This is a genomic window from Actinocorallia sp. API 0066, from assembly GCF_020991275.1.
Lineage (GTDB): Bacteria > Actinomycetota > Actinomycetes > Streptosporangiales > Streptosporangiaceae > Actinocorallia.
In genome coordinates this window covers 165,299-179,386 of sequence record NZ_JAJLQY010000014.1, presented here as the reverse complement: position 1 = coordinate 179,386, position 14,088 = coordinate 165,299, and the positions used below count along the sequence as shown (strand labels likewise).

The 14,088-nt window shown below is 70.5% G+C and carries 11 protein-coding genes; 6 read left to right on the top strand and 5 right to left on the bottom strand.

Translation table 11 applies throughout. From position 1 onward, the window contains the following. Positions 1 to 48 precede the first annotated feature (48 nt). The 3 genes from LO762_RS29050 to LO762_RS29040 form a co-directional block, all read right to left on the bottom strand. Entirely contained in the window at positions 49 to 987 is a 939-nt protein-coding gene (locus LO762_RS29050) for a phosphotransferase family protein (protein ID WP_230619326.1), read from the bottom strand. A 130-nt stretch (positions 988 to 1,117) separates the two neighbouring features. Further along, entirely contained in the window at positions 1,118 to 2,530 is a 1,413-nt protein-coding gene (locus LO762_RS29045) for a hypothetical protein (protein WP_230619325.1), read from the bottom strand. A 314-nt stretch (positions 2,531 to 2,844) separates the two neighbouring features. After that, positions 2,845 to 4,071 carry a class I SAM-dependent methyltransferase gene (locus tag LO762_RS29040; RefSeq protein ID WP_230619324.1) on the bottom strand — a complete coding sequence of 409 codons (1,227 nt, stop codon included), beginning with the start codon at positions 4,069 to 4,071 and terminating at the stop codon, positions 2,845 to 2,847. 197 nt (positions 4,072 to 4,268) lie between these two features. Between LO762_RS29040 and groES the strand changes: the two genes are divergently transcribed. From groES to LO762_RS29025, 3 genes are all read left to right on the top strand, one after another. Beyond that, positions 4,269 to 4,577, top strand: coding sequence for a co-chaperone GroES (gene groES, locus LO762_RS29035; protein WP_230619323.1), 309 nt, complete (start codon positions 4,269 to 4,271; stop codon positions 4,575 to 4,577). 89 nt (positions 4,578 to 4,666) lie between these two features. Beyond that, positions 4,667 to 6,289 carry a chaperonin GroEL gene (gene groL / locus LO762_RS29030; protein ID WP_230619322.1) on the top strand — a complete coding sequence of 541 codons (1,623 nt, stop codon included), beginning with the start codon at positions 4,667 to 4,669 and terminating at the stop codon, positions 6,287 to 6,289. 185 nt (positions 6,290 to 6,474) lie between these two features. Beyond that, complete coding sequence (locus LO762_RS29025) at positions 6,475 to 7,077, top strand: sigma-70 family RNA polymerase sigma factor (RefSeq protein ID WP_230619330.1); 603 nt, start codon at positions 6,475 to 6,477, stop codon at positions 7,075 to 7,077. A gap of 30 nt (positions 7,078 to 7,107) precedes the next feature. On the opposite strand, the gene LO762_RS29020 is transcribed toward LO762_RS29025, so the two are convergent. Beyond that, positions 7,108 to 7,488 (bottom strand): DUF5319 domain-containing protein, encoded by a 381-nt coding sequence (locus LO762_RS29020; protein ID WP_230619321.1) that lies wholly within the window; start codon positions 7,486 to 7,488, stop codon positions 7,108 to 7,110. Between the two features lie 109 nt (positions 7,489 to 7,597). Between LO762_RS29020 and guaB the strand changes: the two genes are divergently transcribed. The 3 genes from guaB (at position 7,598) to glpD (ending at position 12,326) form a co-directional block, all read left to right on the top strand. Continuing rightward, positions 7,598 to 9,097, top strand: coding sequence for an IMP dehydrogenase (guaB, locus tag LO762_RS29015; RefSeq protein ID WP_230619320.1), 1,500 nt, complete (start codon positions 7,598 to 7,600; stop codon positions 9,095 to 9,097). 93 nt (positions 9,098 to 9,190) lie between these two features. Further along, positions 9,191 to 10,306 carry a GuaB3 family IMP dehydrogenase-related protein gene (locus LO762_RS29010; RefSeq protein ID WP_230619319.1) on the top strand — a complete coding sequence of 372 codons (1,116 nt, stop codon included), beginning with the start codon at positions 9,191 to 9,193 and terminating at the stop codon, positions 10,304 to 10,306. A 340-nt stretch (positions 10,307 to 10,646) separates the two neighbouring features. Next, complete coding sequence (gene glpD / locus LO762_RS29005) at positions 10,647 to 12,326, top strand: glycerol-3-phosphate dehydrogenase (RefSeq protein ID WP_230619329.1); 1,680 nt, start codon at positions 10,647 to 10,649, stop codon at positions 12,324 to 12,326. Between the two features lie 27 nt (positions 12,327 to 12,353). Here glpD and LO762_RS29000 read toward each other — a convergent pair whose 3' ends face one another. Beyond that, positions 12,354 to 14,087 (bottom strand): GMC oxidoreductase, encoded by a 1,734-nt coding sequence (locus tag LO762_RS29000; RefSeq protein ID WP_230619318.1) that lies wholly within the window; start codon positions 14,085 to 14,087, stop codon positions 12,354 to 12,356. Between the last annotated feature and the right edge of the window lies 1 nt (position 14,088).

The following is a 14,088-nucleotide window of genomic DNA, read 5'->3' as shown; positions in this document are numbered from 1 at the left end:
TTCCGCATTTCTGGGGAAGGGATGGCACGGGCCGTCAGAGGGAAGTGGTCAGTGGGGGAGGACGCCTAGGTCGGAGAGGAGGGATTCGAGGTAGTCCTCCAGGCGTTCGACCAGGGGGGCCGGGAGGTGGCCGCCGTCCTCCGGGAGGAGGTCGATGACGCAGCGCAGATCCCAGTACGGGTGGTGGTCGTAGTTGCCGCGGACCTGCTCGAACGCGGCGGCGAAGGCGTCGGCGGCGTCCCTGCCGTAGCGGGCGACGAGGTTCCAGCGCATGTGCGCGACGTCCACGCCGATCGGCCCGTAGGACGCCTTGTCCCAGTCGACGACGCCCTGGAGCCGGCCGTTCGCCCACAGGGAGTTGTCCGGGTGGTAGTCGCGGTGGATGAAGTGCGGGACGAACTCGGGCTGCGGCTCCGCCACGATCTCCTGCGCCTTGTCCCAGACGCCGGGGTTGCGGGCGTGGAAGGGCGGCTGACGGATGAGGAGCCGGTTGTAGGGGGTGTAGGGCGGCATGGTGGTGCCGCCGCGGACGTCGTGGAGGGTGACCAGCGCGGCCGCAAGCTGGATGAGGTACTCCGAGAGGTCCTCGGGGACGGGCCGGGGCGGATGGCCCGGCAGGCGCGTGATGAGGAGCGCGGGGGCGTCGCAGCGGCTCCCTGAGGGGTCCGCGGCGATGAGCTGGGGGGTGGGGATCTCGCAGCCGGCGAGCAGCAGCAGCGCGGCGATCTCGCGCTCGGGCGGGTACTCGGGGTCCCAGTCGGTCCAGCGGCGCAGCACGAGGCGGTGCACGCTGCCGGAGCGGGTCTCGACGAGCAGCGCGTGGTTGGTGCGGCTCATCCCGCCGGTGAGCGGCCGCTGGAGCCGTACCGTGCTGCCCGCGCCGAGGCACTCGCACACCCAGCGCAGGGTGGCCGCGCTCGGCGGCCGGCCGAGGGGTAGTGCCCCGGTGGCGCGGGCGGCGGCGTCGGCGGTGGTCACGGGGTCCATGTAAACGGATTCCGAAGGAGAGGAGGAGTGATTTTGCGGAAGCTGAACGTAACACTTTCCCGTTCGCGCACGTGGCCTTACGGAGGGGCGTGCGGCGCTCCCCCCGTAAGGCCACGTGCGTCATGCGGGATTACTCTTTGCCGTCCCTCCGGGGGCGCAGGAGCGCCTCGGCGAGGGCGAGCATGGTCTCCTCAAGGGTGGCGAGGCGCTTGAGCACGTCCTCGTGCACGGCGCTGACGCGCTTGCCGACGTCCTCCTGGACGCCGTCCACCCGCTTGCCGAGCTCGGACTGCATGTGCTCGGAGCGTTTGGCGACCTCCTCGTGCACGGCGTCGGACCTCTTGGCGACCTCGTCGTGCACCGCGTCGGACCGCTTGATGACCTCCTCGAAGACGGACTCGACCCTCTTGGTGACGTCGCCGTGGATGTCCTCGAAGCGCTTGGAGATGTCGTCGCGGACGTGGTCGACCTTGCGGGTCACCTCGTCCTGGGTGCCTTCCAGGCGCCGCTTCATGTCCTCCTGGACGGTCTTTGTGGTCTCCTCCAGGCGTCGGCTGAGGCCGCTGTAGGCGCTCTCCACGATCTTGGACACGGTGTCCTCGATCTCGGTGCGGTCGGGCCTGCTGCGCAGCTCCACGATGAGCGGGTCGGTGACGGTGGAGACCTGCCGCTCCAGCTCGTCGAAGCGCTCGCCGTAGTCGAGGTGGGGGCGGGCGGCGAGTTCGGCGAGCCTGCGGTGGATCTCGTTGATCTCCAGCGCGGCGGGCAGTTGGGTGAGCCGCTCGCCGAGCGCGTCGAACCTGCTGTCGAACCCGTTGATCTTGCCGGTGAGCCCTTCGAGCCTGCCGTCGAGGCCCTCGAGCCGGCCGCCGAGTCCCTCGACGCGGCTGCCGAGGGAGTCCAGGCCCTGGTCGATGCGTTCGGCCATCTCGGTGAGCGACTGCTCGACCCGGGTGGTGATCCCGGTGACGGTGTGTTCGAGCTTCTCCGACCGGTGGCCCAGCTCGGCGAGGGACTTGTCGAGCCGGTTGAACCTGACGGACGCCGCCTCCATCGCGCCCTGGAGCTTGTCGAGGCGCTTGGTCATGTCCTCCATGCGCTGGGACGCCGCGGCGGTGGCGTCCGCGATGTGCGCGGCGGAGTCCATGACGGACTGGAGCCGGGTGAGGCTCTCGTCGACGTTCTCGGCGACGACGCCGACGTCGGCCCACAGCGCCGGGAGTTCGCTGACGGGCTTGATGCGCTCGCCTACGGCCTCCAGGTGCTCGCCGAGCCCCTCGGCCCAGCCGGGAGCCTTGCCGGTGAGCTCGTCCAGGTGCCCGCGGACGCCGTCGAGCTGGCCGGTGAGGCTGCTCAGCTCGCGTTCCCTGACCTCGCGCAGCAGCCACTCCATGCCTTCGAGCCGCTGGCGGATCTCGTCCAGGACCTGACCCTGTGAGCGTGACTCGTACACATGGTCTTGCGCCGCCCGGGCGAGCAACTCCCGCATCCGGTCCGAGACCGGTTGACCCCCCGTCTGCAGGAAGTTGTGATTCGTTTCCAACGCATGCCCCTTCTCACGCCCGTGCCCCTGAATACCTGAAGGGCGCGTGGCATTGATGTGAGGTCCTTACATTAGTGCTTGATCACAAAGCGATTAGACGGCGCTGGAATACGTTGAGATCTTGGTGGAAACGGTGGTTCTGATGGTCTGGGGGAAAGGCCGGACCTCGCCGTTTCCAGGGTGCGATGGGGGTGTTCCGCGGCGCGCTGGCCGGGTCTTTTCGCCGGTTTCGCCATGAAAGGCGGTGGGGGTGCTCGGCGGCCGCTCCGGGCGCGTTCCACGAATTCTTCACCGGGCCGGGAAAAGGTATTCCTTCAGCGCGCCCCATTGTTTGCCGGATCCTGGACGGCGCTTTTGTGGCCGGGTCCGGACGCGGGCGCGCACACGAGCGCCACGGGGGCGTCGCCGACGCGGGTGAGCACGACGGTTCCGGGACGGGTCCCGGACGGGCGCAGGTCGCGGCGGAGCCGGTCGAGGTCGGCGGCGAACCCGCGTTTCTTGAGGGTGAGCGCGCCGACGTCGTGGGCGCGCAGTGCCGCCTTGAGCCGTTTGACGGAGAAGGGCAGCACCTCGTGGATTTCGTAGGCGGCGGCGTAAGGGGTGGGGATGAGGGAGTCGGACGTGATGTAGGCGATGCGCGGGTCGGCGAGGCCGCCGTCCACGAGGGCCGCCGCCTCGCCTACCAGGTGGGCCCTGATGACGGCGCCGTCGGGTTCGTACAGGTAGGCGCCCCATTCCCGGACGGGTGGCACCGACGTCTTCTCGTCGGGTTCGAGGCTGTGGACCTCGCCGCGTTTGAGGAGGGTCGCCTTACGGGACGGGCCTTGCGCGAGCCGTCCGAGCCACAGGGCCGCTTCCTTGACGTCGCCGTCCTCGGATATCCATTCGGTGGACGCGTCTTCCGGAATGGCCTCGTAGGGGATGCCGGGAGCGACCTTCACACACGCTCCCGGGGCCTTGGCGGCCAGTGCCAGGAGCCGGTCCAGGGGCGGTTCGTAGGACTTCGGATCGAAGACACGTCCTCGGGAGGTGCGGCGTCCGGGGTCGGCGAAGACCTCGGTGTACCGGGACGGGTCCTGGTCGAGCGCGTCGCCGAGCCGGGCGGACGCGGTGCCGCCGACGTCGAAAGCGGCCAGGTTGGCTTGCGCGACGGCGACCGTCAGCGGGTCCACGTCGACGCCGTCGCCGGGGACGCCCGCGCGCGCACGGTGCAGCAGATCGGCTCCGATGCCGCAGCACAGCTCCAGGACGGGCCCGGTGAAGCGCGCGGCACGGTAGGCGGCCACGGCCGTCCTGGTGGACTGTTCGAGGCCGTGCGGGGTGAAGTACATGCGGGCGGCGTCGGGCCCGAACTTGGCGGCAGCCCGCGCGCGCAGCCGCGTCTGCGTGAGGGCCGCGCCGACGAGTTCGGCGGGGTACCTGCCGCGCAGCGCGGACGCCGCGGCGAGGATGCCGTTCTCGGTGGTGTCGGCCTCGGCGGCGCGCGCGAGAACCTCCTGCCCGGCCGGGGTGAGCAGGGCGGCGAAGGCGTCGGTCTGCATGCCACCACGGTAGAGCGGGGACGGCTACAGGGAGTCCGGTTGACTGTTGTACAGGCACGGCATAATGTCACTGACTGGCACTCTCCAGGGGAGAGTGCCAAAGCGACAAGCCCGGTCTGGCACCCGCGACGACAGGCCGGTCGAGGTCGCCTCCTAAGCAGACAACGCACACTTCACATCCGAAGGGGAGGTTCGACGTGTCGACCGCCACCAAGGTTGTCCTCAAGCCGCTCGAGGACCGCATCGTGGTCCAGCCGCTCGAGGCCGAGACCACCACCGCTTCCGGCCTGGTCATCCCCGACACGGCCAAGGAGAAGCCCCAGGAGGGCACCGTCCTCGCCGTCGGCCCCGGCCGGGTCGACGACAAGGGCGCCCGCGTGCCGCTGGACGTCGCCGTGGGCGACGTCGTCCTGTACTCCAAGTACGGCGGCACCGAGGTCAAGTACAACGGCGAGGAGTACCTCGTCCTGTCCGCTCGCGACGTCCTCGCGATCATCCAGAAGTAAGAGCCTTCGGCTCGCGTCGTCCGCCCCGGCGGCCCCACCGGGCGGCCGGGGCGGCGCGCTTATACGGCAGACAGAGGGAAAACCCGAAAATGGCCAAGATCCTGGAGTTCGACGAGAACGCGCGGCGCGCCCTCGAGCGCGGCGTCAACGCCCTCGCGGACGCGGTGAAGGTGACGATCGGCCCGCGCGGCCGCAACGTCGTCATCGACAAGAAGTTCGGCGCTCCGACCATCACGAACGACGGCGTGACCATCGCCCGTGAGGTCGAGCTGGAGAACCCGTACGAGAACCTGGGCGCCCAGCTCGTCAAGGAAGTCGCCACCAAGACCAACGACGTCGCGGGTGACGGCACCACCACCGCGACCGTCCTGGCGCAGGCGCTGGTCCGCGAGGGCCTGCGCAACGTGGCGGCCGGCGCGTCGCCGCTGAGCCTGAAGCGCGGCATCGACATCGCCGCCAAGCACGTGTCCGACCTGCTGCTGAAGTCGGCGACCGAGGTCGACGACAAGGCGTCGATCGCGCACGTCGGCACGATCTCCGCGCAGGACGCCAAGATCGGCGAGCTGATCGCCGAGGCGTTCGACAAGGTGGGCAAGGACGGTGTCATCACCGTCGAGGAGGCCCACACCTTCGGCCTGGAGCTGGAGTTCACCGAGGGCCTGCAGTTCGACAAGGGCTACCTGTCGCCGCACATGGTGACCGACCCCGAGCGCATGGAGGCCGTCCTGGAGGACGCCTACGTGCTCGTCGTCGAGGGCAAGATCTCCAGCGTCAACGAGTTCCTGCCGCTGGCCGAGAAGGTCGCGCAGAGCAAGAAGCCGCTGCTGGTCATCGCCGAGGATGTCGAGGGCGAGGCGCTGGCGCTGCTGGTCGCCAACAAGATCCGGGGCACCTTCCTGTCGGTCGCGGTGAAGGCCCCCGGCTTCGGCGACCGCCGCAAGGCGATGCTGGGCGACATCGCCACCCTGACGGGCGGCCAGGTCGTCTCCGAGGCGATCGGCCTCAAGCTCGACAGCGTCGGCCTCGACGTGCTGGGCCAGGCCCGCCGCATCACCGTCACCAAGGACAGCACGACGATCGTCGACGGCCTGGGCGAGGCGCAGGAGCTGTCGGACCGGGTCCGCCAGATCAAGGTCGAGATCGAGAACAGCGACTCCGACTGGGACCGCGAGAAGCTCCAGGAGCGCCTCGCCAAGCTGTCGGGCGGCGTGTGCGTCCTGCGCGTCGGCGCGGCCACCGAGGTGGAGCTGAAGGAGAAGAAGCACCGCCTTGAGGACGCGATCTCCGCGACCCGCGCCGCGATCGAGGAGGGCATCGTCTCCGGCGGTGGCTCCGCGCTCGCGCACGTGGCCAAGGAGGGCTTCGACTCGCTCGGCCTGACCGGCGACGAGGCCACCGGCGCCGAGGCGCTGCGCCGCTCGCTGGTCGAGCCGGCCCGCTGGATCGCCGAGAACGCGGGCCAGGAGGGCTACGTCGTCGTCTCCAAGATCCAGGAGCTGCCCGCCGGCCACGGCTACAACGCCGCGACCGGCGAGTACGGCGACCTCAAGGCCGCCGGCGTCATCGACCCGGTGAAGGTGACGCGCTCCGCCGTCACCAACGCCGCGTCGATCGCGGGCATGCTGCTCACGACCGAGGCGCTCGTCGTCGAGAAGCCCGAGGAGGAGGCCCCCGCCGCCGCGGGCGGCCACGGCCACGGGCACGGCCACTGACGGCTGACCGCACCACGGAGAACCCCCATGGCTTTCCATGGGGGTTTTTCCGTATTGTCGCCGGGTTTCGGCGGTGGCCGCGCACTGTGACCATTCTGTTGCCGAGATCTGTGAAGACTTGAACCTTCCACGTGGGCATAGTGCTCTACGTGACGGAGGCTGCGATCGTCGGGACCGATCACCGGCTGGAGCCGGTACCGTCCCGTACCGGGGAGAGCGAGCCGGACCTACGGGAATTGGCGCATCTCGCGGTCCAAGGAGACACAAAAGCGACCGAGGTGCTGATAGGGCACGTACGGCCCATGGTGGTGCGTTATTGCCGGGCCCGATTGGGCCGGGTCTCGGGGCAGTACCACGCCGCCGACGACGTCGCCCAGGAAGTGTGCATCGCCGTGCTGTCGGCGCTGCCCCGCTACCGCGACATGGGACGGCCGTTCGTGTCGTTCGTCTTCGGCATCGCCTCGCACAAGGTCGCCGACGCGCTGCGCGCGGCGATCCGCACCGCGGTGCCCACCGAGGACCTGCCGGACGGCCCCGACGAGGGTCCAGGGCCGGAGGAGACCGTCGTCCGCTACCTGGAGGCGGCGCAGGCCAGGGAGATGCTGGGCAGGCTCACCGAGCAGCAGCGGGAACTCGTGCTGCTGCGGGTGGTGCGGGGCCTGTCGGCGGAGGAGACCGGGACGGTGCTGGGCATGACGGCGGGCGCCGTCCGGGTGGCGCAGCACCGGGCGCTGGCACGGCTGCGGGCCATGGCGTTGGCCATGGACCAGTTGGAGGAGTCGGCCTGAACCGGCGGGCTTACGCGGGCGTGCGGGGCGTCAGCCCTTGCCCTCTTCGCTGTCGATCACGCCGTCGACGTAGCCCCGGGCGTACTCCCATGTGACGTAATCCACGGGATCGGGGTCGAGGGCCGGTTCGTGCACCCTGGGCTGGCCCTCGTCGAGCAGGTGCCTGAGGTTGCCGCGCAGGAGCTCCCAGTCGATGTAGTGGGTCCTGCCGCAGTCCTCGCAGTCCACGGTGAGGCCGCGCACGCCCAGCGGCTCCAGCAGGGTCCGGAAGACCTCGAGGTCGGCGAGGTCGGCGAGCACGTCCTCACGCTCCGCCGAGCTCAGCGGAGCGATCTCTTCGAGCTCGCCGAGGGCGGCGGCCGGGTCGTCCGGGTCGCCGGCGAACGGGTCGAGCGGAGCTTCGTCGTGCACAGTCCCAAACTACTGCGCGCGCGGGGATGCCGGGAAGTCGCAGGTCCCACGGGGTGTTACCCCTACGATGGGTAACCAAAAGCCGCCAACCCCGCAGGAAAGGCCGATCATGAACCCCGCCGCTCAGGACCCCGGCAAGTTCGCTCCCGTGGGGCTGACCTTCGACGACGTGCTGCTGCTGCCGGGCTTCTCCGACCTGCAGCCGGGCGACGCCGACACCACGACGCGGCTTTCCAGGGGCATCACCCTGAAGATCCCGCTGCTGTCGGCGGCGATGGACACCGTCACCGAGGAGCGGATGGCCATCGCGATGGCCCGCCAGGGCGGCATCGGCGTGCTGCACCGGAACCTGTCGGCGGACGAGCAGGCCCAGTACGTGGACACGGTGAAGCGGTCGGAAGCCGGGATGATCACCAACCCGGTCACCTGCACCCCGTTCGCGACGCTCGCGGACGTGGAGGAGCTGTGCGCCCGCTACCGGATTTCCGGCGTCCCGGTGACGGACGAGCGCGGCGTCCTCCTGGGCATCGTGACGAACCGGGACATGCGTTTTGAGACCGACATGTCCCGTCCGGTGGCCGAGGTGATGACCCCGATGCCGCTGGTCACCGCGCCGGAGAACGTCGACCGGGAGGAGGCGTTCGCGCTCCTGGCCCGGAACAAGATCGAGAAGCTGCCGCTGATCGACGGCGAAGGCAGGCTGCGCGGCCTCATCACCGTCAAGGACTTCACCAAGACCGAGCGCTACCCGAACGCCACCAAGGACGAGGAAGGGCGGCTCGTCGTGGCGGCCGCCGTCGGGGTCGGCGAGGACGCGATCCGCCGGGCGCAGGCGCTCATCGACGCGGGCGTCGACGCGATCATCGTGGACACCGCGCACGGCCACTCCAAGGGCGTGCTCGACACCGTCGCCAAGGTCAAGGCCAACAGCCGCGTCCAGGTGATCGCAGGCAACATCGCCACCTACGCGGGCGCCAAGGCGCTCGTGGACGCGGGCGCGGACGCCGTCAAGGTGGGCGTCGGCCCCGGCTCCATCTGCACCACCCGCGTGGTGGCGGGCGTGGGCGTGCCGCAGATCACCGCGATCCACGAGGCGGCGCGGGCCTGCGCCCCCGCGGGCGTGCCGGTGATCGGCGACGGCGGCCTCCAGTACTCGGGCGACATCGGCAAGGCCATCGCCGCGGGCGCCTCCACCGTGATGCTCGGCTCCCTGCTCGCGGGTGTGGACGAATCCCCCGGCGACCTGGTGTTCGTGCACGGCAAGCAGTACAAGATGTACCGGGGCATGGGCTCGCTGGGCGCGATGCGCAACCGTGAGCGCGGGAAGTCCTACTCCAAGGACAGGTACGCGCAGGGCGAGGTCTCCTCCGAGGAGAAGCTGATCCCCGAGGGCGTCGAGGGCCAGGTGCCCTACCGGGGTCCGCTCGCGGCCGTCGCGCACCAGCTCGTCGGCGGCCTCCAGCAGGCCATGTGGTACACCGGCAGCCGCACCATCTCCGAACTCCAGGAGGGCGGGCGGCTCATGCAGATCACCTCCGCCGGGCTCAAGGAGAGCCACCCGCACGACATCCAGATGACCGTCGAAGCCCCGAACTACCAGGGTCGATAGACTCGCCGCGTTCGACTTGGCGTTGGGCCCCTCCCAGGGGTGACGATGACGCGTCGCCCCTCCGAGGGGGCGCGACTTATGAAGGGCTAGAGGGTGGCTGCTGAGGTTGAGATCGGGCGCGGCAAGAGCGGGCGCCGGGCCTATGCCTTCGACGAGATCGGCATCGTCCCGTCCCGCCGGACGCGTGACCCCGAAGAGGTCAGCGTCGCCTGGCAGATCGACGCCTACCGATTCGAGATCCCGCTGCTGGTCGCGCCGATGGACAGCGTGGTGAGCCCGGCGACGGCCATCGCGATCGGACGGCTCGGCGGCGTCGGCGTCCTGGACCTCGAAGGGCTGTGGACGCGCTACGAGGACCCCGAGCCGCTGCTCGCGGAGATCGCGGGCCTGGACGAGGCGCGCGCGACCCGCAGGCTCCAGGAGGTCTACAGCGCGCCGATCAGGGAGGAGCTGATCGGGCGGCGCATCGCCGAGGTCCGTGAGGCCGGGGTGACGGTCGCCGCCTCGCTGTCGCCGCAGCGCACCGCCAAGCTCTCCAAGACCGTGGTGGACGCGGGCGTCGACCTGTTCGTCATCCGCGGCACGACCGTCTCGGCCGAGCACGTCTCGGGCCGGGCCGAACCGCTCAACCTGAAGCAGTTCATCTACGAGCTCGACGTGCCGGTGATCGTCGGCGGGTGCGCCACCTACCAGGCGGCCCTGCACCTCATGCGGACCGGCGCGGCGGGCGTCCTCGTCGGGTTCGGCGGCGGGTCGGCGCACACCACCCGCGGCGTGCTGGGCGTCGCGGTGCCGATGGCCACCGCCGTCGCGGACGTCGCCGCGGCGCGCAAGGACTACCTGGACGAGTCGGGCGGCCGGTACGTGCACGTCATCGCCGACGGCGGCATGCGCTCGTCCGGCGACATCGCCAAGGCCGTCGCGTGCGGCGCGGACGCCGTCATGGTCGGGTCGCCGATCGCGCGGGCGAGCGAGGCGCCGGGGCGCGGCTACCACTGGGGCAGCGAGGCGCACCACGGCGACGTGCCGCGCGGCACCCGGCTGGAGCTGGGCACGATCGGGACGCTGGAGCAGATCCTGTTCGGCCCGTCGCACGTCGCGGACGGCTCGATGAACCTCGTCGGGGCGCTCAAGCGGGCGATGGCGACCTCGGGATACACCGAGGTCAAGGACTTCCAGCGGGTCCAGGTCGTCATCACCCCGCAGTAAGAGTTCTGTTACTTCCGGTGATCTCCAGGGACGTCGTACGCACACGTGTACGGCGTCCCTCCTTATGTGACTTGTCAGCGCGCGGGGAAGTGCTCGGCGCGATTTGTTACCAGTCGGTAATGATTGGTGGTCGGCGCTATGCCGCGGGTTGCGCGGACGCCTAGCGTGGGAACGGACAACGCTGAAACCTAAGGTCGGGGGAGCGTGGGACATGAGCGGTGCGGCTGAGCGTGACACGGACGGACACGGCACGGACGGACACGGTACGGACGGGCGGGACGCCGTCGGGTTGGGCGCGTCGAGGCTGGGTCCCGGTGAGCGCGAGCAGGCGTTGCGCCGGATGGCGGTCGAGGAGTTCGACGTCGTTGTGGTGGGCGGCGGCATCGTCGGCGCGGGCGTCGCGCTCGACGCGGTGACGCGCGGGCTGCGGGTGGCGCTGGTGGAGGCGCGGGACTTCGCCTCGGGCACCTCCTCCCGGTCGTCCAAGCTGATCCACGGCGGGCTGCGGTACCTGGAGCAGTACAACTTCGACCTCGTGCGCGAGGCGCTCACCGAACGCGGGCTGCTGTTGCAGCGGATCGCCCCGCACCTGGTGCGGCCGGTGCCGTTCCTGTTCCCGATGACGCACCACGTCTGGGAGCGCGCATATGTGGGGGCGGGTGTGGCGCTGTACGACGCGCTGTCCTTCTCGATGGGGGCGACGCGCGGGGTGCCGGGGCACCGGCACCTCACCAGGAAGCAGGCGCATCGGGTGGCGCCGTCGCTGAAGCGGTCGTCGTTCACCGGGGCGGTGCAGTACTGGGACGCGCAGGTGGACGACGCCAGGTACGTGATGATGGTGCTGCGCACCGCCGCCGGCTACGGCGCGCAGATCGCCTCCCGGACGCAGTGCGTGGGGTTCCTGCGCGAGGGCGAGCGGGTCACCGGCGTGCGGGTGCGCGACCTGGAGTCGGGCGACAAGGTGGAGGTGCGGGCCCGGCAGGTCGTGAACGCCACCGGCGTGTGGACGGACGACATCCAGGACCTCGTCGGCGGGCGCGGGCAGATCCACGTGCGGGCGTCCAAGGGCATCCACCTCGTGGTGCCGCGCGACCGCATCCACAGCGCGTCCGGGATCATCCTGCGCACCGAGAAGTCGGTGCTGTTCGTCATCCCGTGGGGGCGGCACTGGATCATCGGCACCACCGACACCACGTGGACGCTGGACAAGGACCATCCGGCGGCGTCCAAGGCCGACATCGACTACCTGCTCGACCATGTGAACGAGGTGCTCACCGTGCCGCTGACGCATGACGACGTCGAGGGCGTGTACGCGGGGCTGCGTCCGCTGCTGTCGGGGGAGTCCGACGAGACGTCGAAGCTGTCGCGCGAGCACGTGGTGGCGCATCCCGTCCCGGGGCTGGTGATGATCGCCGGCGGCAAGTACACGACCTACCGGGTGATGGCCAAGGACGCGGTGGACGCCGTCGTGCACGGCCTCGACGGGCGGATCGCGTCCTCCTGCACCGACCGGATCACCCTGGTCGGCGGCACCGGCTACCAGGCGGTCTGGAACTCCCGGTACCGGCTCGCCGCCTCGTCGGGGCTGCACGTGGCGCGGATCGAACACCTGCTGCGGCGGTACGGCACCCTGATCGACGACCTGCTGGCGCTGGTCGCCGAACGGCCCGACCTCGGCCGTCCGCTGGCCGGGGCGGAGGACTACCTGCGGGCCGAGATCGTCTACGCCGCCGCACACGAGGGGGCGCGGCACCTGAACGACATCCTGTCCCGCCGCACCCGGATCTCCATCGAGACGTGGGACCGGGGCCTGGGCGCGGCCGAGGAGACAGCCGAACTCGTCGCGCCCGTGCTGGGCTGGACGGCCGAGCAGGCCCGCCGCGAGGTCGAGTACTACCGGATCGGCGTCGAGGCCGAGCGGGCCTCCCAGTCGTCCGAAGACGACCAGGAGGCCGACGCCCTGCTACGCGGCGCCCCCGAGATCGTCCCCACCACCGGCCACGAAGCCGCCTTCAGTTGAAGAGCTGTGCCCGGTGGAACCGGGCGGCTAGGTGATGTCGACGATGGGGAGGCGGTAGGCGGCGGGGGCGTTGGCCGGGACAAGCGGGTTCTTCGGGAGGACGGGCGTGAGCCTGGTGTAGGGCGTCTCCAGGGCTGGGCGCGCGTCCTGCTCGCCCTTGTTCGGCCACAGCGACATCGCGCGTTCGGCCTGCGCGGTGATCGTCAGCGACGGGTTGACGCCGAGGTTCGCCGAGATCGTCGAGCCGTCCACGATGTGCAGGCCGGGGTGGCCGTACGCGCGGTGGTAGGCGTCGATGACGCCGGTCTGCGGCGAGTCGCCGATGACGCAGCCGCCGATGAAGTGCGCGGTGAGCGGGATGTCGAACAGGTCGCCCCAGCTCCCGCCCGGCATGCCGCCGGTCTCCTCGGCCATCAGCCTGACCGCCTCGTGCCCGACCGGGATCCACGTCGGGTTGGGCTCGCCGTGGCCCTGCTCGGCCCGCACGTCCCAGCCGAGCGGGCCCCTGCGGCCCCGCACGGTGATGGAGTTGTCGCGGGTCTGCATGACCAGCGCGATCACCGTCCGCTCCGACCAGTGCCGCAGGTTGAACAGCCGGACCAGGTCCCACGGGCGGCGGCCGACCTCGCCGAGGAACTTCAGGTAGCGGGGCCTGCCGCCGCCGTCCACCAGCAGCGACCGGACGAGGCCCATGAGGTTCGAGCCGTGCCCGTACCGGACGGGCTCGATGTGGGTGTGCTCGTCGGGGAAGAACGAGGAGGTGATCGCCACGCCCTTGGAGTAGTCCTCGCCCTCGTACCTGAGCCGCTCCGCGCCGAGGATCGCCTCGGAGTTGGTGCGGGTGAGCACGCCGAGCCGGTCCGAGAGCCGGGGCAGCGAGGAAGCCTTGAGCTTGTGCAGCAGCTTCTGCGTCCCGTACGTCCCGGCCGCGACCACCACCTGCTCGGCGGTGAGCGTCTTGCGGTCACGGAACGGGGTGCCGGTGCGCACGATGTCCACCGCGTAGCCGCCGCCGTCGAGCGGCCGCACGCCGGTGACCCGGGACAGCGGCATGATCCGCGCGCCGCCCTTCTCGGCGAGGTACAGGTAGTTCTCGGTGAGCATGTTCTTGGCGCCGTGGCGGCACCCGGACATGCACTCGCCGCACTGGGTGCAGCCGACCCGCTCGGGGCCCTCCCCGCCGAAGTACGGGTCGGCCTCACGCGAGCCGCCGTGCTTGCCGAAGAACACGCCGACGGGCGTCTTGCGGAACGTGTCGCCCTTGCCCATCCGCTCGGCGACCTTCTTCATCACCCGGTCGGCCGGGGTGAGCGCGGGGTTCTGCACCACGCCGAGCATCCGCCTGGCCTGGTCGTAGAACGGCGCGAGCTCGTCCTGCCAGTCGGTGATGTGCGCCCACTGCCGGTCCCGGAAGAACGGCTCCGGCGGCACGTACAGGGTGTTGGCGTAGTTCAGCGAGCCGCCGCCGACGCCCGCGCCGGCCAGCACGGTGACCATGCTGCCCTTTTTGCCGCGCACGAGGTGGATGCGCTGGATGCCGGTGAGGCCGAGGAACGGCGCCCACACGTACGAGCGGAGCCGCCAGCTTGTCTTGGGCAGCGGACGGTCACCGGTGCCCTCGCCACGGGTGTCGTAGCGGCGGCCCGCCTCGATCACGCCGACCTTGTAGCCCTTCTCGGTGAGGCGGAGCGCGGTGACGCTGCCGCCGAACCCCGAGCCGATCACGAGGACGTCGAAGTCCTTGCCTTTGTTGCCTTCCACA